At 72.8% G+C, this 21,913-nt stretch carries 19 protein-coding genes, 1 tRNA gene and 2 pseudogenes; 14 read left to right on the forward strand and 8 right to left on the reverse strand.

From position 1 onward, the window contains the following. Positions 1–19: 19 nt before the first annotated feature. Genes ASG70_RS07350 through ASG70_RS07360 form a run of 3 tightly spaced genes read right to left on the reverse strand, consistent with a single transcriptional unit; the run spans position 20 to position 1,542 of the window. A complete protein-coding gene (locus ASG70_RS07350; RefSeq protein WP_156399871.1) occupies positions 20–400 on the reverse strand; it encodes a hypothetical protein in 381 nt (126 codons plus the stop codon). Positions 401–457: 57 nt separating this feature from the next. Next, the gene (locus ASG70_RS07355; protein ID WP_082590263.1) at positions 458–1,024 is read right to left on the reverse strand and encodes an AAA family ATPase; all 567 of its coding nucleotides are present in this window, start codon (positions 1,022–1,024) and stop codon (positions 458–460) included. After that, positions 1,003–1,542, reverse strand: a complete 540-nt coding sequence (locus tag ASG70_RS07360; RefSeq protein WP_235531383.1) for a GNAT family N-acetyltransferase — start codon at positions 1,540–1,542, stop codon at positions 1,003–1,005. Before ASG70_RS07360 ends, ASG70_RS07355 begins: the two co-directional genes overlap by 22 nt. A 174-nt stretch (positions 1,543–1,716) precedes the next feature. Here ASG70_RS07360 and ASG70_RS07365 point away from each other — a divergent pair, with 174 nt between their 5' ends. From ASG70_RS07365 to ASG70_RS07390, 6 genes are all read left to right on the forward strand, one after another. Next, on the forward strand, positions 1,717–2,361 hold the full coding sequence (locus ASG70_RS07365) for a class I SAM-dependent methyltransferase (RefSeq protein WP_056883157.1): 645 nt from the start codon (positions 1,717–1,719) through the stop codon (positions 2,359–2,361). Positions 2,362–2,481: 120 nt separating this feature from the next. Continuing rightward, positions 2,482–2,829: a cupin domain-containing protein gene (locus tag ASG70_RS07370; RefSeq protein ID WP_056883158.1), complete on the forward strand. Its 348-nt coding sequence runs from the start codon at positions 2,482–2,484 to the stop codon at positions 2,827–2,829. Between the two features lie 27 nt (positions 2,830–2,856). Then, positions 2,857–3,789 carry an NAD(P)-dependent oxidoreductase gene (locus ASG70_RS07375; protein WP_056883159.1) on the forward strand — a complete coding sequence of 311 codons (933 nt, stop codon included), beginning with the start codon at positions 2,857–2,859 and terminating at the stop codon, positions 3,787–3,789. Positions 3,790–3,879: 90 nt separating this feature from the next. Beyond that, entirely contained in the window at positions 3,880–4,320 is a 441-nt protein-coding gene (locus ASG70_RS07380) for a nuclear transport factor 2 family protein (RefSeq protein ID WP_056883160.1), read from the forward strand. A 348-nt stretch (positions 4,321–4,668) separates the two neighbouring features. Then, on the forward strand, positions 4,669–5,793 hold the full coding sequence (locus tag ASG70_RS07385) for a hypothetical protein (RefSeq protein WP_156399872.1): 1,125 nt from the start codon (positions 4,669–4,671) through the stop codon (positions 5,791–5,793). Positions 5,794–5,836: 43 nt separating this feature from the next. Further along, positions 5,837–7,927 carry a fibronectin type III domain-containing protein gene (locus ASG70_RS07390; protein ID WP_156399873.1) on the forward strand — a complete coding sequence of 697 codons (2,091 nt, stop codon included), beginning with the start codon at positions 5,837–5,839 and terminating at the stop codon, positions 7,925–7,927. A gap of 57 nt (positions 7,928–7,984) precedes the next feature. Here the strand turns inward: ASG70_RS07390 and ASG70_RS07395 are convergent, their stop codons facing one another. Further along, a complete protein-coding gene (locus ASG70_RS07395; protein WP_056883163.1) occupies positions 7,985–9,238 on the reverse strand; it encodes a YncE family protein in 1,254 nt (417 codons plus the stop codon). 80 nt (positions 9,239–9,318) lie between these two features. Beyond that, positions 9,319–10,206, reverse strand: coding sequence for a polysaccharide deacetylase family protein (locus tag ASG70_RS18840; RefSeq protein ID WP_235531384.1), 888 nt, complete (start codon positions 10,204–10,206; stop codon positions 9,319–9,321). Between the two features lie 163 nt (positions 10,207–10,369). On the opposite strand from ASG70_RS18840, the pseudogene ASG70_RS07405 reads away from it, so the two are divergent. The 5 genes and pseudogenes from ASG70_RS07405 to ASG70_RS07425 all read left to right on the forward strand — a co-directional run. Then, positions 10,370–10,936: pseudogene (locus ASG70_RS07405) on the forward strand (formate dehydrogenase); the annotation flags it as partial. A gap of 5 nt (positions 10,937–10,941) precedes the next feature. Next, a pseudogene (fdh, locus tag ASG70_RS07410) lies at positions 10,942–13,639 on the forward strand (formate dehydrogenase); the annotation flags it as partial. Further along, on the forward strand, positions 13,639–14,718 hold the full coding sequence (locus ASG70_RS07415; RefSeq protein WP_056883166.1) for a 4Fe-4S dicluster domain-containing protein: 1,080 nt from the start codon (positions 13,639–13,641) through the stop codon (positions 14,716–14,718). The pseudogene fdh and the gene ASG70_RS07415, both read left to right, overlap by 1 nt. A 113-nt stretch (positions 14,719–14,831) precedes the next feature. Continuing rightward, a partial coding sequence (gene nrfD, locus ASG70_RS20345; RefSeq protein ID WP_369818888.1) for an NrfD/PsrC family molybdoenzyme membrane anchor subunit occupies positions 14,832–15,685 on the forward strand: 854 nt, incomplete at its 3' end. A 97-nt stretch (positions 15,686–15,782) separates the two neighbouring features. After that, the gene (locus ASG70_RS07425) at positions 15,783–17,138 is read left to right on the forward strand and encodes an OFA family MFS transporter (protein ID WP_082590268.1); all 1,356 of its coding nucleotides are present in this window, start codon (positions 15,783–15,785) and stop codon (positions 17,136–17,138) included. 68 nt (positions 17,139–17,206) lie between these two features. Here the strand turns inward: ASG70_RS07425 and ASG70_RS07430 are convergent, their stop codons facing one another. Next, the gene (locus ASG70_RS07430) at positions 17,207–17,644 is read right to left on the reverse strand and encodes a rhodanese-like domain-containing protein (protein WP_056883168.1); all 438 of its coding nucleotides are present in this window, start codon (positions 17,642–17,644) and stop codon (positions 17,207–17,209) included. Then, positions 17,641–18,633: a selenide, water dikinase SelD gene (gene selD / locus ASG70_RS07435; protein WP_056883169.1), complete on the reverse strand. Its 993-nt coding sequence runs from the start codon at positions 18,631–18,633 to the stop codon at positions 17,641–17,643. The genes ASG70_RS07430 and selD overlap by 4 nt, the downstream gene beginning before the upstream one ends. 167 nt (positions 18,634–18,800) lie before the next feature. Here selD and ASG70_RS07440 point away from each other — a divergent pair, with 167 nt between their 5' ends. The 3 genes from ASG70_RS07440 to ASG70_RS07450 all read left to right on the forward strand — a co-directional run bounded on the left by ASG70_RS07440 (position 18,801) and on the right by ASG70_RS07450 (position 20,963). After that, complete coding sequence (locus ASG70_RS07440) at positions 18,801–18,989, forward strand: hypothetical protein (RefSeq protein WP_056883170.1); 189 nt, start codon at positions 18,801–18,803, stop codon at positions 18,987–18,989. A gap of 58 nt (positions 18,990–19,047) precedes the next feature. Further along, a tRNA-Sec gene (locus tag ASG70_RS07445) sits at positions 19,048–19,143 on the forward strand. Positions 19,144–19,166: 23 nt separating this feature from the next. After that, a complete protein-coding gene (locus ASG70_RS07450) occupies positions 19,167–20,963 on the forward strand; it encodes a SelB C-terminal domain-containing protein (RefSeq protein WP_056883171.1) in 1,797 nt (598 codons plus the stop codon). Positions 20,964–21,073: 110 nt separating this feature from the next. On the opposite strand, the gene ASG70_RS19630 is transcribed toward ASG70_RS07450, so the two are convergent. Continuing rightward, positions 21,074–21,832 (reverse strand): hypothetical protein, encoded by a 759-nt coding sequence (locus ASG70_RS19630; protein ID WP_056883172.1) that lies wholly within the window; start codon positions 21,830–21,832, stop codon positions 21,074–21,076. Positions 21,833–21,913 lie beyond the last annotated feature (81 nt).

Consider the following 21,913-nt stretch of genomic DNA (forward strand, 5'->3'; position numbering starts at 1 on the left):
TCGCCGAGGTGGGTCGGCTTCAGCCGTGTGTGACGGGAGTCGCGTGAACGTGCACCAAGCCGGCGTGGTCAGCCAGCTCGAGCAGCCACACGACGGCGATCGAGCCCATGAAGACGGCGAGCAGCACCTCGGCTGCGCCAGCCTCCGCGAACGCCAGGGCCAGCAGCCCCAGCGCCAGGGACACGATCGATGCGCCCGTCTCGACGGTTCCCATCCTGTCGTGCGCGTTGCCCGTCCTCAGGACGAGGAACGCGACGGCACCGAGGATGAGGCCGACTGCGGACATCCCGCGGGCGTCCTTGACGAACCACACGTCGTTGTTCATCAGGAAGGCCACGTAGGGGATACCGATAGCCGCAACCAGAACTGTCGCAACATAATCGCGAAGCGTGAGTCTCATGACGCACCTCCTTCCGCATCCCCCACGATGCCACCGGGTGGGCGGTGTCACCAGGGCCTAACGTCCCCTCGGGTCGACCTCTCCGGGCAGCGCGCGCAGGAGGGCGGCATACGTCTCCTCCACCGCGCCGTACTCGCTGCGGACGACGACGGCACGCGGCCGGTGCTCCACGGCCTCGAGCAGGAGGTCGTACATCTCGGCGAGGAACCGCGGGCCGCCCTGGTCGGCCACCAGCCGGCGGTTGTGCCGCCCCCAGGGGCTGTCGTCCTCGCGCCGGTCGAAGCGCTCGAGCGACCCGGCCCGGTCGTCGAGCAGGACGACCTCGACGAACTCGGCCCCCTCGCCCACGGCTGCCTGCTCGAACGCCTCGATCGCGGCGCGGCGCCCGAGGAACTGGGGGAGGACGACGTCGCGGCCACCACGCAGGTGCGTGGCCGCCATCGACAGGGCGACCGGCCGCAGCACCTCGTGGGTGTGGTTGGCCGGGTCGCGCCACCCGCCCACGAGCTGGTGCAGCGTGTCGATGTCGAGGTTGAGCGTGCCGGGGTGGCGGTGTGTGTAGAGGGCTGCCAACGTGGACTTCCCGATGCCCGGGGGTCCGTTCAGGTGGAGGAGTCGCGGCACCCGCCCGACGCTACCCGTCGCCGCATGACCCAGCGCCACTTGGCGATACGGCGGTCGCGCTCGAAGCCCAGCTCCTCGAACAGGCTCTCCGGCCCCGTGTGCAGGTAGCTGCCGCGCTGCGGCTCGCGTCCCTCGACCTGCTCGGGATAGGCCTCCACGAGCCCGCCACCCGCGTCCTCGATCGCGGCGAGGGCGGCGGTCACCGCGGACCTCGCCACGCCCTGGCGCTGGTGGCCGTGGCCGGTGAACAGGCACCCGATGCGCCAGTCCGGCAGCTCGTCCAGCTCCGCCTCGTAGGCCCTGGGGTTCTTGATGTTCGGCAGCTCCGCGGGCGAGCCGTAGTGGCACCAGCCGACGCAGTCGTCGCCGTCGTAGACCAGGACCTGGTGGACCGTGCCGCGCCGCACGTGGGCCTGCTTGGCGTCGCGGTTGCCCGCGGCCGTGTGCCCGCTGCCCACGCCCTCGGGGTGGAAGCCCATGCACCAGCAGCCGCCCCAGACGCCGTTGTTGGCCTCCACCAGCCCAGCGAAGTCGGGCCACGTCTCCTCCGTGAGCGGCCTTGTCCTGTATGCGGACTCGCCTGCGTCCCCCACGTGCCTGCACCCCCTGCGCCGGTGTCCCTCGTGCGATTGTCGCGCGACCTCGGTCGCGGTGTCACGCCTCGAGGCGCCCTGTGCGCGAGACTTCCCGGCGTGACCACCTCCCAGGACGAGCCCGCGGTCCGGTCGGCGTACGACGAGGTCGCCGACACCTACGCCGACCACTTCCGCTCGACCGAGCCGGAGCTGCCCGTCGAGCTGGCGATGGTGGAGCACTTCGCCTCCCTCGTCGGCGGCGGCAGGAGGGTGCTCGACGCCGGGTGTGGGGCGGGCCGCATGATGCCCGTCCTCGCCGGCCACGGCTGCCGCGTCGAGGGCGTGGACCTGTCACCCGAGATGGTGCGGCGCAGCCGTCGCGACCACGCTGCCTACCCGGCGCAGGTGGCCTCGCTCGCCGACCTGCCCTTCCCCGACGACTGCTTCGACGGGGTCTTCTCCTGGTACTCGACGATCCACACCCCCGATGCGGACCTCCCGGTCGTCCTGCATGAGCTGCGCCGCGTGCTGGGGCCCGGCGGGCTGCTGCTGGCCGCGTTCCAGTCCGGTCACGGCGTGCGCGACGTCTCCGGGAGCTACCGCAGCCACGGGCACGACGTCGTGCTGCACCGTTGGAACCGCACCCCGGACGAGATGGCGCAGGCTCTCGCCGTGGCAGGGATGGTCGAGGTGGCCCGCCTCGAGCGGGCTGCCGCCGCCCACGAACGGGACGCCCAGGCGGTCCTGGTCGCCCGCGCCTGACAGGGGCCCCGGAGCCGTCCGTGCCATACGCACCCTGGCGGTTGCCCGTGGGGCGACGATGGTGGGGAGGCCGCACGACCACCCGGCGCGCGGCGCGGAACCGGTCGGGGAGGAGCACCCATGGGTGAGGAGCAGGAGCACGCGCACGGGGCCAGGGGAGTCGCGGTCGAGCTGCTGGCGACGGTCGACCTCGGCCCGGAGATCGAGGGCCTGGAGGGTTACCAGCTGCGGATGCGCAGGGTGACCATCGAGCCCGGCGGCGTCTTCGGGCCGGTGCACGACCACCGGGGTCGGCCGGGCACGGTCTTCGTCCTGCAGGGGACGATCACCGACCACCGCGACGGGGCCAGCACGGAGTACGGACCGGGGCCGGGCTGGCCGGAGGACCGGGAGACCACCCACTGGCTGGAGAACCGGGGAGCCGTCGCCGCGGTCGAGGTCTCGGTGGACATCGTCCGCAAGGAGTGACGCGCCGGCGGCAGCTATCGTCGCCGGATGCGAGTAGTGGTCATCGGCGGCACCGGTCACATCGGCACCTACCTGGTCCCCGGCCTCGTCGAGGCGGGGCACGAGGTGGCCGTCGTCAGCAGGGGGTCGCGGCGTCCGTACCGCGAGGACCCTCGCTGGCACGACGTCGAGATGGTGGTCTGCGACCGCGAGGCGGCCGAGGCCGACGGGCGGTTCGGGGCGGCGGTCGCGGCCCTGCGGCCGGAGGGCGTGGTCGACCTCACCTGCTTCACCCCCACCCAGGCGAAGCAGCTGGTCGAGGCCCTGGACGGCCAGCACGTCGTGCAGACCGGGAGCGTCTGGTCCTACGGACCCAGCGAGGTCGTGCCGACCGGCGAGGACGCACCCAAGCGCCCCTACGGCGAATACGGCGTGGGCAAGCTGGCCGTCGAGGAGTACCTCATGGAGCAGACCCGCGTCCGTGCGAGCGTCGTGCACCCGGGCCACATCAGCGGCCCGGGCTGGATGCCGATCGGGCCGGCCGGCAACCTCGACCTCGCTGTGCTCGACGCGCTGCGCGCGGACGGCTCCTGCCTGCTGCCCGACCGCGGCCTGGAGACGGTGCAGCACGTGCACGCCGAGGACGTCGCCGACCTGCACCATGCCTGCCTCGAGCAGCCTGAGTCAGCAGTGGGCGAGAGCTTCAACAGCGTCTGCACGCAGGCGCTCACCCTGCGCGGCTACGCCGAGCTGGTCGCCCGCCACTTCGGCAACGAGCCGCGGCTCGAGTTCGCGCCGTGGGCGGAGTTCGCCGAGAGGGCCGGACCCGAGGCAGCCGGCGCGACGCTCGAGCACATCGGCCGCTCACCGCACTTCTCGATGGACAAGGCCCGGGACCTGCTCGGCTTCACGCCGAAGCACGGTGTCACCGAGACCGTGCTGGAGGCGATCGACGCCTGGGTGGTCGTCGAACGGAGCTGACGGCGCCCGGGGCTGACCGCCGGGAGGGGCCATGGACGGCGTCGGCGTCGGGCGAGCACACTGGCTGGGTCCACGACCGGAGGTGCAGCCATGGCCCAGGCAACGGTGCAGGAACTCTTCCGGCAGGCGATGGCGCACGACGACGCGGCTGCGATGCGCGAGGGGCTCGAGCGCATGCTCGGGCTGGCGGACGGCAGCGGCCTCAGCCCCGACGAGGAGTACCGGCTGAGGTCGTCCGAGTTCGTCATGGAGATGCCGCAGTCGGGTGAGCGGATCCGCGGACGTGACGCGATGCGGGCCATGCAGGAGGCGTTCCCCACACCCCCGATGTCGGTGCGGATCCGCCGCGTGGCGGGCGTGGGACGCCTCTGGGTGATGGAGGGCGAGCTCGACTACGGGCAGGGCCCGTGGCGCAACATCGTGGTCTTCGAGCTCGACGACGACGCGCTGATCGCCCGCGAGACCCGCTACTACGCCGAGAGGTCCGACCCGCCGGCCTGGCGCTCCGCCTGGGTCGAGCCGCTGGACTGAGGAACGCACGCGTGCGGTCCCGTCGACGCTGGTGAGGCTGCTCCCCAAGGACAGGCGGCCACCCACGTGGACCGCGGTGCGGACCCGTTGCGCGGCATGTGTCCCCATACCGGTGGCGTAGGAGCCTGCGCCAGCCGGTGCGTACGCACGCAAGCACCGGCAAACGCGCTCGACCTGCGGAGCCTGGCCTCAACCGTTCGTCATATCCGCTGCTCGATGACGGAGCTAGGACATACCACCGTTGGTGGAGGGCAGCCCGACGCCGAAGGCCTAGATTCCGGGGAACCGGCCATGCATGCGTGCCGGTCCCCGACGGGGGTGTCGGGGGAAGGTGCTCGGGAGGTCCGCATGAACACTCGTCCTGCTGCCGCTGTCGCGGTGGGTGCAGCCCTGGCTCTCGTGGCGGCGACGCCGGCCCTGGCTGCCGTGAGCCCGTCACCCGCCCCGTCGTCAACGGCCACGGGTCCGGTCTACAACTCGGTCCAGGCCGGGACACGCCTCTACATCGGGGGCAGCTTCACCAAGGTCGACAGTGCCGCCGCGGCGGGGCTGGCCGCCCTCAACGCCACCACCGGCGTGCGCGACCCCGCGTTCAAGGCCGACGTGGTCGGGAAGGTCTACGCCCTCGCCACCGACGGCACCACGATCTTCCTCGGCGGCTCGTTCACCAGCGTCGGCGGCGTGGCCCGGACCAACCTCGCGGCCGTCAGCCCGTCCGGGCAGGTCGTGAGCAGCTTCCACCCCGACGTCTCGTCGACCGTCGAGTCCCTCGACTACACGAACGGCACGCTGTACATCGGCGGCGCGTTCTCCACGGTCAACGGCACCAAGCGGCCGAAGCTCGCGGCCCTCGACCCCACCACCGGCGCGGTCGTCCAGTCCTTCAACCCCAAGCCGAACGGCCTGGTCCACGTCGTCAAGGCGAGCGGCAGCCAGGTCTACGTCGGCGGCAGGTTCACCAGCATCGGCGGGGCCGCCCGCAGCTACGTCGCGCTGCTCGACGCCTCGGGCGTGGTCCAGCCCTACGACCCCAAGCTCGCCTTCGACTCCCAGGTCTTCGACATCGCGACGTCGGCCACCGGCGTCTATCTCGGCACCGGGGGACACCTGCCGGCGGGCAACTCGGTCTACGGCACGACACCGGGCAGCGGCGCCCAGCGGTGGCAGGTCAAGACCGACGGCAACGTCCAGTCCGTCGAGGCCCAGGGCAGCGACATCTACGGCGCCGGCCACTTCAACAACACCTGCCTGCCGAGCTCCACCGCCTCCACCGGGTGCCTCATCGACTTCTCCGCCCGCAAGACCGTGGTCGTCGACGACGGCACCGGCGTGGCCCGGGCGTTCGCCACCTTCAACTCCGCCTTCGGGGTCTGGGACCTCACGACCGCCGGCGGCAACCTCTACGCCCTGGGTGAGTTCACCAAGGTCAACAACACGAACCAGCCGGGGATCGCCCGGTTCCCGATTCCTTAGGCCGGGCAGCCCGGTACCCCACCACCACGATCGCGAGGTCGCCATGGGAAGACAAGCACGCCGCACCGTGCTCCGCTGGGTCCTCGTGCCCGTCCTGGCCCTGGGCGGCGCGCTCGCGGCCACGGCGCCGGCACGGGCGGACGTGACCGCCGCCCCGGCGCGCACGTGGGGAGTCGGGCCGGCCACCACGACCTCGGCGAGCAAAGGGGTCCCGAGGGTCCTGGCGATCCTGCCCGTGGGCGACCGGGTGTTCGTCGGCGGCACGTTCTCCAGCGTCATCGACCCCTCGGGGGTGTCCTACCCGGTCAAGAACCTCGCGGTCTTCTCCGCCACCACGGGTGCAGCCGACCTGGCGTTCGCCGGCGGCACCAACAACACCGTCACCTCCCTCGCCACGGACGGCTCCGGCGCGCTCTACGTGGGCGGCACGTTCGGCACCGTCAACGGTGCCACCCGCAAGGGCCTCGCGGCGCTCTCGACCTCGACCGGTGCCCTGCTCCAGTGGAGCCCGTCGGTGGTGGCGCCGGGCCAGGTCGACGCGCTCGCGTACTCCGGCGGCTCGGTCTACGCGGGCGGCAACTTCACCGCGCTCACCGACGGTGGGACGCAGTCCGCGCCGTACGCCGCCAAGGTCGGCGGAGTGGACGGTGCCGTGGACTCGGCGTGGGCGGCGGCCCCGAACGACCGCGTGCGGGCCCTCAACGTCGCGGCGGGGGGCACCCCGCGGCTGTTCCTCGGTGGCGACTTCACGTCGGTCTCGGGGCGGTCCTCGACCAACAAGCTCGCCGCGGTGTCGCTGCTCGGCGGTGCGGTGGACACCGCCTTCCGTGCCGGCCCGACCAACCAGGGCTCGTACGCCCCGATCTTCGACGTGACCTCCGACGGCACCAGCGTCTACACCGCGACCGCCGGCTCGGGCGGTGCCTGCGCCGCCCTCGACATCGGCTCGGGTGCGCTGCGCTGGAGCGCCCACAGCAACGGCAACATGCAGGGCGTGCGGCTCTTCGGCGGCAAGCTCTACTGCGCCGGGCACTACGGCGGGACGGGCTCGTTCATGGGCCAGACCCGCAACAAGCTGGCCGCGGTCGACCCCGCCACCGGGGCGCTGGCGGCGTTCGCCCCGAGCATCAACAGCTCGCAGGGACCGTGGGCGCTGGCTGCCGACGCGAAGAGGCTCTACCTCGGGGGCGACTTCAGCAAGGTCGCCAGGGTGGCCCAGCCCCACTTCGCCATGTGGCTCGACAGCGCCGCGACCGGTGTCCCGCAGCCGCCGACCCGCGTCGTCGCAGCCCCCGGCAACGCCGTGGTGCACCTGTCGTGGGCCGTCCCCTCGAGCGACGGCGGCTCCGGGCTGCAGAAGTACAAGGTCTACCGCAGCACCAGCCCCGGTGGGCAGAACCTCTCGAGGTCGCCGCTCGTGACGCTGTCCAAGACCACCCGGACGTTCGACGACACCGCTGTCGTCAACGGCACGACCTACTACTACGTCGTGCAGGCGACGAACGCGCTGGGCGGCAGCGCCGCCTCCGCCGAGGTGTCCGCGCGCCCTAGCGGCACGGTCCAGGTCGTGCCGCCGGGACCGCCGACCTCCGTGGCGGCGACCAGCGCCCCGGGCTACAACCACCTGCAGTGGAACCCGCCGGCCGCCGACGGCGGCGCCCCCGTCACCGCCTACCAGGTCCTGCGCGGGACGACCCCCGGTGGAGAGGGGGCCACCCCGGTCGCCGAGGTGGGCACCACGGCGTACGACGACAGCAGCGACGTCGTGGTGGGCACGACCTACTACTACGTGGTCCGCGCGGTGAACACCGCCGGGCCGGGCAGCGCCTCGGCCGAGGTGTCGGCCACCCTGGCCCCGGGCACCCCCGGCCCGCCGACGCTCACGGCCACCGTCGTCTCCGGGCCCTCGGTCCAGCTCCAGTGGACCGTGCCGACCACGGGCGGGTCGCCCATCACCAAGTACACGGTGCTGCGCGACGGCGTCCGCGTCATCTCCCTGACGGCCACGCCGTCCGGCCCGACGACCTGGACGGACGTGCGCCCGGTGAGCGGGGTGCACGAGTACCAGGTGCGGGCGGCGAACGCCTACGGCAACGGGCAGCTCTCCAAGAAGGTCACCGTCACCGTGCCCTAGCCTCGTCGCGACCGCGCCCTGACGCCGCGGGCGCGTCGTGGAGGAGTCCTGGCCGGGTCAGCGCATGTTGCCGGTGTGGCCGAGGCTCATCGTGCCCGGCTGCGGCCAGACGCACAGGCCGTGCGGGCCCGCGTCGACGTGGATCGTGTGGGTCACCTTGCCGGTCGCGGTGTCGAAGACGTAGACCTCGCGGTCGTAGCGACCGGCGAGCCAGAGCTCGGCGCCGTCGGCGGTGACGCCCCCCATGTCCGGTGAGCCGCCGCCCGGGATCTTCCACAGGGCCGTGGTCGCGAGCGTGGACGAGTCGAGCACGGTGATGCTGCCTGCGTCGCGGTTGGAGACGTAGACCTGGCGGCTGTCCCTGGAGGGGTAGAGCCCGTGGGCGCCCAGCGCGGTGTGGATGAACCGCGCCACCTTGAGGGTGTGGGCGTCGATGACCCAGACGCCGTTGCGCAGCATGTCGGCGACGAGGAACCGCTTGCCGTCGGGGGTCAGCCGCACGTCCTGGGGCATCGAGCTGGCTCCTGGGAGCAGCCCGTTCTTGGGGCTCCCCGGCATCGCCATCGCCTCGCCGGGCGACGTGGCGCCAGGGGTGTGGACGCGGTTGAGGTCGACGACCTTGCGCACCTTGGTGACGGACGCGTCGATGACCATCAGCTTGCCGCTGAACTCGCAGCTCGCCACGAGGAATGACATGTCGGCGGAGAAGTCGGCGTGGTTGATCCCGGCGCAGGGCACGTGGAGCGAGCGCTGCAGCTTCATGGTGCGGGCGTCGCGGACGTCGATGCGGCGCATGCGCTCCGCCATGACGAGGGCGTGCTTGCCGTCGGGGGTGAAGTAGAGGTTGTACGGGTCCTCGACGGGGACGGGGCGCCCGGCCTTGCCGGTGACGGGGTCGATGGGCGTCAGGCTGTTGCCGAGGTCTGCGTTGACCCACAGCGTCTTCATGTCCCACGACGGCACCACGTGCTGGGGCTCACGGCCGGTGTGGAACCGTCCGACGACCTTGTAGGTGTGCGGGTCGATCAGCTGGACGGTGTCGCTCAGGGTGTTGGGGACGTAGACCATCTGCCGTGCGCGCCGGGCGGTCGGGCTGAGGGCGCCGGGTCCTGCGGCCGCATAGACGTTGCTCGCCGACCCCGAGGTCGCGGTGCTGGCGTCGGCCGCGTCGTGGTTGGTGGCGTCGGCGCTGGTGCTGCTCCCGGACCGGGCGTGGGTCGGCGTCGTCGAGGGGCCGTCGCCGGACGTGCCGGCGCACCCCGCCGCGGCAGTGCCCACGACCAGCGCGGTGGCCAGGGCGCGCAGCGCCACCCCTCGGTGAGTCCCAGGGCGGCGGGTGCGAGTCGGTACGGGTCGGACCGCACGCGTGCTGGTCGCGCTCGAGGAAGGCATCACTGCTCCTGCAGGAGGGTCGAGAGGGTCACGGGTCGGAGCCCCTTGGCCTGCAGCCCAGCGAGGATCCCGGGCAGCGCGTCGACGGTGCCCTGGTGGCCGAAGTGCAGGCTGACGACCGACCCCGGCCGCACCGCGGCCAGCGTGCGGGTGCGGACCGCGTGCGCCCCGGGGTCCAGGAAGTCCTCGGGGTCGACGTCGTAGGACACACAACGGTGGTACCCGGCTGCGGCGGCAGCAGCCCGGATGGTCGGAGTGCTGTGCTGGGTGCCCGAGGGCCGGAACCACCAGCCGGCAGTGCCCACGGCAGTCTTGAGCGCCCGCGCGCCGCGCTCGGCCTCGTCGACCGCCTGGGACCGCGACAGCTGCTTCATCTGTTGGTGGCTCCAGGTGTGGTTGCCCAGCTCGTGCCCGGCCGCCACGACCGCCCGGCCGACGTGCGGGTACTGCTGCAGCCAGGTGCCGACGGCGAAGACGGTGACCTCGGCCTCGGCGCTGGCGCAGGCGGCAAGGATGTCGCGGGCCATCGACTCGGGCCCCTGGCCGTGGAAGGTCAGGGCGACCTGGTCGCCGGTCCTGGGGCCGTGCGTGATGTCAGGACCGGGGGTCAGCGCGAGGCGCGGCGGGCCCTTGGTCGTGGCCGTCGACGCACTCGAGGTTGTCGCCCGGGCGGGAGAGGTCGGCGAGGTCGTTGCCGCGCCCGGCGTGGGCTGCGCTCCCGCGGTGGACGCCTTGACGGCACCAGCGCCGCGGTCCGAGCCCGTCGCGCAGCCCGCCAGCGCGGCACCGGAGATGCCCGTCAGGCCGATCGCCAGGACGGCACGTCGGCCGACGACCGGGCGGCCCGGCTCCGTACCGGGATCTGGGCGGTCTGGGGGCTGTTCCACGGGGCGCCATGCTACGACCACCGACCGAGAGGTTCCTGAGGACATGGCGGGAAGCGCCCGAGCCAAAGCCGCAGGTGGCGACGGAGCAGTCCGTGACATCTGTGACGTGCCGCCCCCGACCGGATGTGGCAAGGTCGGAGCAGGTTCGACTCGAGGAGGAGCGATGGACGCGAAACGGACGTTCCTGTCCTGGCCGGTTCTGCGGCAGGTGGCCAGTGGTGACTTCCTCGGCCGGGGACCGGCCGTCACGTCCCAGCGCACACGCGACCTCGAGCCCCGCACCTCGACCGCCGACCGCGTCGTCCAGAGCGTCTGCCCCTACTGCGCCGTCGGCTGCGGCCAGAAGGTGTTCGTCAAGGACGAGAAGGTCGTGCAGATCGAGGGCGACCCCGACTCCCCGATCTCCCGCGGCCGCCTGTGCCCGAAGGGCTCGGCGAGCGAGCAGCTGGTCAACAGCCCGGGACGCCAGACCAAGGTCCTCTACCGGCGTCCCCATGCCACCGACTGGGAGCCGCTCGACCGCGACACCGCGCTCGACATGATCGCCGACCGCTTCGTCGAGAGCCGGCGTCGCACCTGGCAGGACCACGACGAGCACGGCCGTCCGCTGCGCCGGACCATGGGCATCGCCTCGCTCGGTGGCGCCACGCTGGACAACGAGGAGAACTACCTCATCAAGAAGCTGTTCACCGCGGCCGGCGCCATACAGATCGAGAACCAAGCCCGTATTTGACNGGACCTGGCGAATGCCGACTGCATCGTCATCCAGGGCTCCAACATGGCCGAGTGCCACCCGGTGGCCTACCAGTGGGTGACGGAGGCGCGGCTTCGCGGAGCCAAGGTCATCCACATCGACCCGCGGTTCACGCGCACCTCGGCCACGGCGGACAAGCACGTTCCGATCCGCGCCGGTAGCGACGTGGTGTTCCTCGGCGCCCTGATCAACCACATCCTCGCCAACGAGCTGTACTTCAAGGAGTACGTCGTCGCGTTCACCAACGCGGCGACGATGGTGAGCGAGGACTACCAGGACACCGAGGACCTCGACGGCCTGTTCTCCGGCTACGACGACAAGCTCAACAACTACGACCCGTCGAGCTGGGCGTACGCCACCGAAGGGGAGGGGCCCAACGCCTCACCCGGCACCATCGGCGGTCCTGCGGCTGGTCACGAGCACGGCCACAGCGGGTCCGAGCGCTCGGCGGGTGACGAGCACGGCTCGGGTGGGCCGGCCCTCGAGCACGCCAAGGTCAAGCGCGACGAGTCGCTGCAGGACCCGCACACGGTCTTCCAGATCCTCAAGCGCCACTACGCCCGCTACACCCCCGAGATGGTGTCCGAGGTGTGCGGCATCTCGGTGGACGACTTCCACTACGTGGCCAGGGCCGTGACGGAGAACAGCGGCCGCGACCGGACCTCGGCGTTCGTCTACGCGGTGGGCTGGACCCAGCACACCCTGGGCGCGCAGTTCATCCGCACGGCCGCGATCATCCAGCTCCTGCTGGGCAACATGGGCCGCCCGGGCGGCGGGATCATGGCGCTGCGGGGCCACGCCAGCATCCAGGGTTCCACCGACATCCCGACGCTCTACAACATCCTCCCCGGCTACCTCGCCATGCCGATGGTCGGCAACCACGACACGTGGGACGACTACGTCAGCGCCATCGGCAACAAGCAGCAGAAGGGCTTCTGGGCCAACGCCGACGCGTATGCCGTGAGCCTGCTCAAGGCGTGGTGGGGGGACGCGGCGACCAAGGAGAACGACTGGGCCTTCGACTACCTGCCGCGCCTGAGCGGGGCGCACGGGACCTACCAGACGACGATGGCCATGAAGGACGGCCAGGTCGAGGGCTACTTCCTGCTGGGGCAGAACCCGGCCGTGGGCTCGGCGCACGCGAAGATGCAGCGGCTCGCCCTCGCCGAGCTGAAGTGGCTCGTGGTCCGGGACCTGCAGATGATCGAGTCGGCGACGTTCTGGAAGGACGCGCCCGAGATCGCCACCGGCGAGCTGTCGACGGAGAAGATCGGCACCGAGGTGTTCTTCCTGCCCCCGGCCTCGCATGTCGAGAAGGCCGGCACGTTCACCCAGACCCAGCGGCTGCTGCAGTGGCGGCACAAGGCGGTCAACCCGCCGGGCGACTGCCAGAGCGAGCTGGAGTTCTTCTTCGAGCTGGGCAAGCGGATCCGCGCCAGGCTGGCCGACTCCGACGACCCGCGCGACCGTCCGCTGCTCGACCTCACCTGGGACTACCCGCTCGACGACGAGGGGGAGATCAGCAGCGAGGCCGTCCTGCAGGAGATCAACGGGCGCCACCTGAGCGGTGACAAGGCCGGTGAGCTGGCCGGCATGTACACCGAGCTCAAGGCTGACGGGTCCACGAGCTCGGGCTGCTGGATCTACTCCGGCGTCTACGCCGGCGGGGTCAACCGGTCTGCCAACCGCAAGCCCGGCCGCGAGCAGGGCCCGACCGCGCAGGAGTGGGGCTGGGCCTGGCCCGACAACCGGCGGATCCTCTACAACCGCGCCTCGGCCGACCCCGAGGGCAAGCCGTGGAGCGAGCGCAAGAAGTACGTGTGGTGGGACGAGGAGCAGCAGCAGTGGACCGGGATCGACACCCCGGACTTCGTCAAGACCAAGGCGCCGTCCTACCGGCCGGAGCCGGGCACCGGTGGCCCCGACGGCCTGGCCGGTGACGACCCGTTCGTCATGATGGCCGACGGCAAGGGCTGGCTCTTCGCGCCGAAGGGCATGCTCGACGGCCCGCTGCCGACGCACTACGAGCCGCAGGAGTCGCCGGTCCAGAACCCTCTCTACGGGCAGCAGTCCAACCCCGCGCGCAGGGTCTTCCCGCGCAAGGACAACCTGTGGAGCCCGTCGGGCAACGCGCCCGGCGCCGAGGTCTACCCCTTCGTGTTCACCACCTACCGGCTCACCGAGCACCACACGGCCGGTGGCATGAGCCGGTGGCTGCCCTACCTGTCCGAGCTCCAGCCCGAGTTCTTCTGCGAGGTCTCGCCGGAGCTCGCGGCCGAGCGGGGCCTGGCCAACGGCGGGTGGGCGACGATCGTCTCGGCGCGGTCCGCGGTCGAGGCACGGGTCCTCGTCACCGAGCGCATGACCCCGCTGGTCATCGGCGGTCGCACGATCCACCAGGTCGGGCTGCCCTACCACTGGGGCGTCGGCCGGGACGCCGTCGTCTCTGGCGACGCCGCCAACGACCTGCTCGGCATCGCTCTCGACCCCAACGTCCAGATCCAGGAGTCCAAGGCAGGGTCGTGCGACATCGTCCCCGGCCGACGGCCCCAGGGCGAGGCGCTGCTGCGGCTGGTGGAGGAGTACCAGTCGCGCGCAGGGGTCACGGTCGAGACCAGCAACCAGCTGCGCACCACCACCGCCGGCGCGTCCGGCTCGTCGAAGGAGGCGGACGCCTGATGGGCTTCTGGCAGCACCAGCTCGCGGGGCCGACAGACCCGTCGCACGACGCGGCCTGGGAGGAGCCCGAGCCCCGCAAGGGGTTCTTCACCGACACCTCGATCTGCATCGGATGCAAGGCCTGCGAGGTCGCGTGCAAGGAGTGGAACGCGATCCCGGAGGACGGCCTGTCGCTGACCGGCAACTCCTACGACAACACCGGCTCGCTGGGGGCGAGCACGTGGCGGCACGTGGCGTTCATCGAGCAGACAGCTGACCGGGTGGAGGAGGCGCGGGCCTCGGGTCGCCGCCTCGTCGACCTCGGTATGCCGGCGTTGCGCCCGCCGGACGCGCCGCAGGGCTCGCCGTCCGCTGCCTCCGGCACGGCACCGGCCGGGCTCGAGGGCGTCGTCCCGACCGCGGTCGCCGACGACGGCTCGCTCGACGCGATGGCGGCTGCCGCCCGGACCGCCCATGCGACGGGCACGCTGCCGGACTTCCGGTGGCTGATGGCCTCCGACGTCTGCAAGCACTGCACCCACGCCGGCTGCCTCGACGTCTGCCCGACGGGTGCGCTGTTCCGCACCGAGCACGGCACCGTCGTCGTGCAGCCGGACGTGTGCAACGGCTGCGGCTACTGCGTGGCGGCCTGCCCGTTCGGCGTCATCGAGCGTCGCGAGGACGAGCGCGACGACAAGCGCGGCGGCGGGGTCGTCAGCAACGTCGGCGTCGCCCAGAAGTGCACGCTCTGCTACGACCGGCTCGGCCACGACCAGACCCCTGCGTGCGCCCAGGCGTGCCCGACCACGTCGATCAAGTTCGGGACACTGGCGGAGATGCTCGACACCGCACGGGACCGGGTCGAGGTGCTTCACGACAACGGCTTCACCGAGGCGCGCCTCTACGGCGCCAACGCCGATGACGGGGTGGGGGGCACCGGCTCGGTCTTCCTGCTGCTCGACGAGCCGGAGGTCTACGGCCTCCCGCCGGACCCGCGGGTCCCGACGGCCGACCTGCCCGACATGTTCCGCAAGGCCGGCATCGCCGCGGTGGCGATGTTCGGCATGGCCGTGGCTGCATTCGCTGGGAGGCGCCGGTGACCACCAACCCGTTCGACGCGGACCGACCCCCGGAGGTCCCGCGCGGCCAGCGCCGGCGCGGCGGTGGCAAGGCTGACGGCGGCGGCCGGCGTCGCCGTGACGAGTCGGTCCTCGTGCCCGACGCCGAGTTCACGAGTTACTACGGCCACAACGTCGTCAAGCCGGCGCCGTGGGGCCACGAGATCGCCGCCTACCTCTTCCTCGGTGGCCTGGCCGGCGGGTCCGGGCTGGTCGGGGCGGGCGGCGCCGTGTCCAGCCGCCCGGCCCTGCGCCGCGTCGGCCGCTTCGGCGCGCTCGCCTCGGTGGCGCTCGGTGGTGCCGCCCTGGCCAAGGACCTCGGCCGGCCCGAGCGCGCGCTCAACATGCTGCGCGTCGCCAAGGTGACCTCGCCCATGTCGGTCGGCTCGTGGATCCTCACCGGGTTCGGCGCCTTCGCGGGCGCCGCCGCAGCGACCGAGGTCGCGGGAGCGGTGCTGCCCCGCGGGTCGAGGCTCGCGCGCCTCGCCCGGGGCGTCGACCCCCTCGCCACGGCAGGCTCGACGGCGTTCTCCATGCCGCTCGCGGCATACACCGCGGTACTCCTCGCCGACACCACCACGCCGACGTGGCGCGAGTCCTACAAGGAGCTGCCGTTCGTCTTCGTGGGCTCGGCCAACGCGGCGGCAGCCGGTCTCGCGCTGCTCGCGACGCCCGCCGACCAGAACGGACCGGCGCGCAGGCTGGCCACCATCGGGGCCGCGGTCGAGCTGGGCGCCTCGGAGCTCATGGAGCGCCGGATGCACCCGGTCGTCGCCGAGCCGCTGCACGAGGGCCGACCCGGACAGATGCTCAAGGCGGCCAAGCTGCTCACGGCCGGAGGTGCCGTCGGCGCAGCCCTGTTCGGCCGCAACCGCACCGTCGCCGGGCTCAGCGGGTTCGCGTTGATGGCGGGTTCGGTCCTGACACGGTTCGGCGTGTTCGAGGCGGGNCGCCGCCGCGGCCAGACGCACGACTCGATCACGACGGGCCGCTGACCGGCGGCTCGCGGAGGGGCCCGGACCCACACGGGCAGAAGGAGGGACGAGATGAGCGACAGCACTCGCAGCACCACGGCCGGTGTCTCCGCGCGGGACGGCCGCGCCGCGGGCAGGGCCCCGAACCGCTGGGTCATCCTCGTGTGCGCCATCCTCGTGCAGCTGTCGATCGGGTCGGTCTACGCCTGGAGCGTGTTCGCCAAGGCGCTGCAGAGCGAGGAGGCGTTCGGCTGGTCGAAGGCCAAGGCCGCGGTGCCGTTCAGCGTCGTCCTCGGGATGATCTTCATCGGCAGCTTCGTCGGCGGCCGGCTGCAGGACCGCCGGGGCCCGCGCGTCGTCGCGATGGTCGGCGGGGTCATCTACAGCATCGGGGTCATCATGGCCTCGTTCGCGACCAACGCCGACATGTTCTGGCTGCTGGTCCTGGGTTACGGCGTCATCGGCGGGTTCGGGCTCGGGATGGTCTACATCGTGCCGATCGCCATGCTGCAGAAGTGGTTCCCCGACAAGCCGGGGCTCATCACCGGGCTCGCGGTGGCCGGGTTCGGCTTCGGCGCCGTGATCACCGCGCCGGTCGGGCAGGCGCTCATCGACAACTCGCCGTCGCAGCCGACGCGCGCGTTCCTCTGGCTCGGCATCGCCTACCTCGTCGCCCTGCTCATCGGCACGACCTTCTTCGCCAACCCGCCGGCCGGCGGCGCTGCCACGGCTACGACTGAAGCGGCGGACGACGACAAGGCCGTCGACGCGGTCTCGGGTGAGCGCGACTTCGCGGTGGACGAGGCCCTGCGCACCCCGCAGTGGTACCTGCTGACCCTGATCCTCACCATGAGCGTCACCGCCGGCATCTCGCTGATCGCGGTGGCGGCCGGCAGCGCCACCGACATCGCCGGGTACTCCAAGACCGCGGCCGCGAGCCTCGTCGGCATCCTGGCCGTCTTCAACGGCGGCGGCCGCATCCTGTGGGGGTGGCTGTCCGACATGGTCGGCAAGATGCCGGCGTTCCTCGGCATCCTCGGCATCCAGGCCGTCTGCCTGCTCCTCATCCCGCACGCCAGCAACACGGCCCTGTTCGCCGTCCTCGCCGCGCTGATCTACACCTGCTACGGCGGGGCGTTCGGCACCATGCCGTCGACGGCGGGCAAGTTCTTCGGCGTGAAGAACGTCGGCGCCATCTACGGGCTCATGCTCGTCGGGTGGAGCATCGGCGGCGTCATCGGGCCGCTGCTCATCGCCAGCCTCATCGGCGACAGCAAGTCCTACACCCGCGGGTTCACGATCATCGGGATCATCACCATCGTCGCCATGGTCATCCCCCTCATCACCCGCAAGCCGCACCACGGTGCAGGCGCTGCCGCGGGTACGCACCGAGCCGGAGCCGACCGGGGAGCCGGCGCAGCCCACTGACGGTTACCGCACCGACGAGCCCGCCCGCTGCGCCGACCCGGCGCGGCGGGCGGGCTTCGTCCGAGCTGCTACTCGCGGACGTCGACGGGGCCGTCGTGCCGGGGCAGCCCGGCGGCGAACCACGCCTCGGCACCACCCACGACGTCGGTGGCCCGGCGCAGACCCAGCCGCTGCAGCGACGCCGCTGCAAGGCTCGAGCTGTACCCCTGCCGGCAGACCACGACGACGAGCTGGTCGGGGCCGGTGACCTCCGGGATGTGCCAGGGGCTGCCCGGGTCGAGCCGCCACTCGAAGACGGTCCGGTCGATGACGACCGCGCCGGGCAGGTCACCCTGCCGCGCGCGCTGCTCGGTGGTGCGCGTGTCGACGAGGAGCGCGCCCGAGAGCACCGCGTCGTACGCCTGCGCCGGGGTGAGCCTGTCCAGCCCGGATCGTGCCTCGGCCAGGAGCGCCTCGACCCCCGCCGCGTCGTGCTGCCCGTCAGGGGTCGACGGGTCGGGCGTCACCTGACGACCAGGACCGAGTCGCCGCGCGGGACGAGCTCGCCCACCACGGTGCCGCCCGGCACCTCGCCGGCCACGAGCAGCCCCCCGCTGGTCTGGGCGTCGGCGAGCAGCACCAGCTCGTCCTCACCCACCCCGGCGTCGAGGTATGGGCGCACCCAGGCGAGGTTGCGCTGGCTGCCCCCCGGGACGAACCCGTCGCTCAGCGACTGCCGAGCACCGTCGAGGTAGGGGACGGCAGCAGCGTCCACGACCGCCGTGACGCCGGAGGCCCGGGCCATCTTGAACAGGTGGCCGAGCAGGCCGAACCCGGTGACGTCGGTGGCCGCGCGGATCCCGGCGGCCACGGCGTCGCGCGAGGCGCGGTCGTTGAGCTCGGCCATCGACGCGACCGCCTGCGCGAACACCTCGCCGGTCGCCTTGTGTCGGTTGTTGAGGACGCCCACCCCGAGCGGTTTGGTCAGGGAGATCGGCAGGCCGGCTTGCGCGGCGTCGTTGCGCAGCAGGCGGTCCGGGTGGGCGACCCCCGTCACTGCCATGCCGTACTTCGGCTCCGGGTCGTCGATGCTGTGGCCGCCGGCGACCGGGCACCCCGCGAGGCGGCCCACGTCCAGGCCCCCGCGCAGCACCTCGGCCGCGAGCTCGGGCGGCAGGACGTCCCGCGGCCAGCCCAGCAGGTTGACCGCCACCACGGGCCGGCCCCCCATGGCGTAGATGTCCGAGAGGGCGTTGGCCGCGGCGATCCGACCCCAGTCGTAGGCGTCGTCGACGACCGGGGTGAAGAAGTCGGCCGTGGCCAGGATGGCCAGGTCTCCCTCGACCCGCACGGCCGCCGCGTCGTCACCGTCGTCAAGCCCGACGAGCAGGTCGGGCGAGGCGACGCCGGTGAGCCCGCGCACCATGTCCTCGAGCTCGCCCGGGGGGATCTTGCACGCGCAGCCCCCTCCGTGGGCGAACTGCGTCAGGCGGACCGGTGCAGCCGTGGTCGTCATGAGCCGACTGTATGTCGGCGCCTCGGCGCCGGTCCTGCCGACCGTTGCGGCCGACCATCGCGGCCGACCGTTCATGGCGCGGGCGCCGAACGCGGCCCCTCCGGGCGGCGGCCGGCGGAGTACATTCGGACCACGCGCCGGCGTGCGCGCACTGGGGAGGGTGGCCGATGTTCGCAGTGGTCCTGTTCTGCATCTTCGGGCTGGGGGTCGTGGCGTTCGTGGGGGTGATCGTCGTCGGTGTCGTCAACCGGTTCCGGGGGCGCAGGGACGACGACTGGCACGACGAGGGCGAGGAGGGCGCGCCGCCGAAGGTGCGCCCCGGCCCCGGCTGGGGCAACGGCGGATCCTGGAACTGACGCCCACGCCCACGGGGTCGCCACGGCACTGTCGCCGACCGCGTTATAGCGTGGCCGCGGAGGTGTCAGGGTTCCTGGTGGTCCCCCCGGTCTTCAACACCGGTGAGACCGAGCATCTCGGTCTGGCGGGTTCGATTCCCGTCCACCTCCGCCACAGTCGTCCAGGAGGTCCGCGCGGTGCACGTCTTCGCCACGGCCGGCCACGTCGACCACGGCAAGTCCGCGCTGGTCCGGGCCCTCACCGGTATCGAGCCGGACCGGTGGGACGAGGAGCGCCGCCGCGGGCTCACCATCGACCTCGGGTACGCATGGACCCGGCTGCCGTCGGGGGCGCAGGTCGCGTTCGTCGACGTGCCGGGCCACCAGCGGTTCATCGGCAACATGCTGGCCGGGCTCGGCCCGACGTCGGCGGTGGTCTTCGTCGTGGCCGCCGACGAGGGCTGGCGCCAGCAGTCGAGCGAGCACCTCGCCGCAGTGCACGCCCTCGGCATCAGCAGAGGCCTGCTCGTCGTCACCCGCAGCGACCTCGCCGACCCGGGCCCGGCGCTCGCGGACGGCCGCTCGCGGATCGCCCGGACCAGCCTCGGTGACGTCGAGGGGGTCCCGGTGTCGGCGCTGACGGGGGAGGGGATGCCCGAGCTCCTGGCGGCCCTCGAGCGGCTCGCCGCCGCCACGCCACCGCCACGCACCGACGGCCGGGTGCGGCTGTGGGTCGACCGTGCCTTCACCATCCGCGGCAGCGGCACCGTCGTGACCGGGACCCTGGGGGAGGGGACCATCGCGGTGGGTGAGGAGGTCGACCTCGCCGGTCGGCCGGCCCGGGTCCGCGGGCTGGAGTCGATGGAGCAGCAGCACGACCGCGTCGGTCCCGTGTCCCGGGTCGCGGTCAACCTCCGCGGGGTGGGTGTGTCCGAGGTGGCTCGCGGCGACGTGCTGGTCACGCCGGGGGCGTGGCGCCTGACCGCGGTCGTGGACGTGCGGGTCGAGCCGGTCGGGGGCTCGGAGCGGCTGCCGGGCGGCGCCTCCCAGCAGCGCCTGCCCTCGCAGCTCACGCTGCACGTGGGCACCACCGCCGTGCAGGCGCACGTGCGGCCGCTCGGGGCGGACGCCGTACGGCTCGTCCTCGACCGGCCGCTGCCCCTCGTCGCGGGTGACCGCGCGATCCTGCGCGACCCCGGTGCCAAGCGGGTCGTCGCCGGCGCCCTGGTGCTCGACGCCGACCCGCCCGAGCTGCGCCGGCGCGGGGCCGCCCGCCGGTGGGCGGAGCAGCTGGCCCGTGCCACGGGCACGCCCGACCTGGCCGCGGAGGTGGGGCGCCGGGGGGCCATGCGCGTCGAGGACGCCGTCGCCCTCGGCATCCCGCTGCCCCCCACGCACTCCGACGAGGTGGCCGTCCACGGTCCGTGGCTCGTGGCCACGTCTGCGCTCGAGGGCTGGTCGGCGGCCCTTGCTCAGGCGCTGCACCGCCGGGTGGCCGAGCAGCCGCTCGAGCCGAGTCTCACCGCCGAGGCGGCGGTGGCGGTGGCCGGTGTCCCCGCCCGCGCGCTCCTGCCGCAGGTGGTCCACGCGGCCGGCCTCGAGCTGGTCGAGGGTCGGGTCTGGGTACCCGGCGTGCGCGCCTCCCTCGGCGCGGCCGAGTCCGGTCTGCGTGAGCTCGAGGAGCGCCTGGCCGCAACGCCTTTCGCCGCGCCGGAGCAGCCCGACCTCGACGCCTGGGGCCTCGGCCGGGCTGAGGTGGCCGCCGCCGTCCGCGCCGGCCGGCTGATGCGCCTGGACGACGGGGTGCTGTTGCGACCGGACGCCCCCGCGCGGGCGATGCGGGTGCTGGCCGGGCTGCCCCAGCCGTTCACGCTCAGTGAGGCTCGGCAGGCCCTCGAGACGACGCGACGGGTCGCCGTCCCGCTGCTGGAGCACCTCGACAACCGCGGGTGGACGCGTCGCGTGGACGGCAGCCACCGCCAGGTCGTGCGCTAGCTGACGGTGGGGCGCTCCCGGGGCTGGGCGATGCCCGAGGGGTGCGCGGCGAGCAGAGGCCTGCGCCGGCCCCGGGGGAAGGGACCGGCGCAGGTGGCGCGTGGGCTCCGTCAGACGGTGCGGTAGGCGGTACCGGTCGCCGTCCCTGACGGGGTGTTGGCGCCGGTGCCGGACTGCGTACCGGACTGGGTGCCGGGCAGGCCGGGCCGGTCACCGTCTGGTCCGTGGCCGCCGGGGCCACCGGTGCGCGTGGTGATGGTCTTGAGGTCCTTGCTGACCTCGAGCATGACCGGGGCGCCGGCCTTGGTGCCGAGCACGTCGTAGGAGCCGTCGGGGTCCTTGCGCACGCTCGACACGGTGACGGCCGAGTCCTTGGCCTTCACCGCGGCGGTGACCTTGGTGAGCTCGGCGCCGGTGACCGGGGTGTCGGCGCTGCCGCCCATGCCGCCCCCCATACCGCCATGGCCGCGGCCGCCACCGGGACCGCCGGTCTCGACGGTCACGGTCTTGAGGTCCTTGCTGACCTCGACCCTGACGGGGGCACCGGCCTTGGTGCCGAAGACGTCGTAGGAGCCGTCCTCGTCCTTCCGGGCGGAGGTGACGGTGACGGCGGAGTCCTTGGCCTTGACCGCGGCGGTGACCTTGGTGAGCTCGGAGCCCGTGACGGGGGTGTGGTTGCCACCCGGGCCACGGTCGCCCTGGGGGCCGCCCTGGGGCGCGGTGCCCTGCTGGCCGTAGCCGAGCGCGTAGCCGGCGGAGGCTGCAGGGGCGTTGGTGGCCGACGCGTTCGCCAGGGAGGCCGCGGCGATGACGATGCCGGTGGCTGCGGCGATCCCGCAGGCCGCCGTGACGATGGACTTGCTGGGCACGTGGTGCTCCCCTCTCGTGTGCCGCGCCGGGTGGCGCAGGCTCTCCGACGAAGGTCTCGGCCCAGCCTGTGGCCAGGCTGT

It is taken from the genome of Phycicoccus sp. Soil748 (assembly GCF_001428025.1).
Taxonomy (GTDB): Bacteria; Actinomycetota; Actinomycetes; order Actinomycetales; family Dermatophilaceae; genus Pedococcus.

Excerpts from the sequence above, each read along its gene's own strand:
- ASG70_RS07350 (WP_156399871.1), bottom strand. The coding sequence starts at position 400 with ATGAGACTCACGCTTCGCGATTATGTTGCGACAGTTCTGGTTGCGGCT.
- ASG70_RS07370 (WP_056883158.1), top strand. The coding sequence starts at position 2,482 with ATGGGTGAGGAGCAGGAGCACGCGCACGGGGCCAGGGGAGTCGCGGTC.
- ASG70_RS07375 (WP_056883159.1), top strand. The coding sequence starts at position 2,857 with ATGCGAGTAGTGGTCATCGGCGGCACCGGTCACATCGGCACCTACCTG.
- ASG70_RS07380 (WP_056883160.1), top strand. The coding sequence starts at position 3,880 with ATGGCCCAGGCAACGGTGCAGGAACTCTTCCGGCAGGCGATGGCGCAC.
- ASG70_RS07385 (WP_156399872.1), top strand. The coding sequence starts at position 4,669 with ATGAACACTCGTCCTGCTGCCGCTGTCGCGGTGGGTGCAGCCCTGGCT.
- ASG70_RS07390 (WP_156399873.1), top strand. The coding sequence starts at position 5,837 with ATGGGAAGACAAGCACGCCGCACCGTGCTCCGCTGGGTCCTCGTGCCC.
- ASG70_RS07415 (WP_056883166.1), top strand. The coding sequence starts at position 13,639 with ATGGGCTTCTGGCAGCACCAGCTCGCGGGGCCGACAGACCCGTCGCAC.
- ASG70_RS07425 (WP_082590268.1), top strand. The coding sequence starts at position 15,783 with ATGAGCGACAGCACTCGCAGCACCACGGCCGGTGTCTCCGCGCGGGAC.
- selD (WP_056883169.1), bottom strand. The coding sequence starts at position 18,633 with ATGACGACCACGGCTGCACCGGTCCGCCTGACGCAGTTCGCCCACGGA.
- ASG70_RS07440 (WP_056883170.1), top strand. The coding sequence starts at position 18,801 with ATGTTCGCAGTGGTCCTGTTCTGCATCTTCGGGCTGGGGGTCGTGGCG.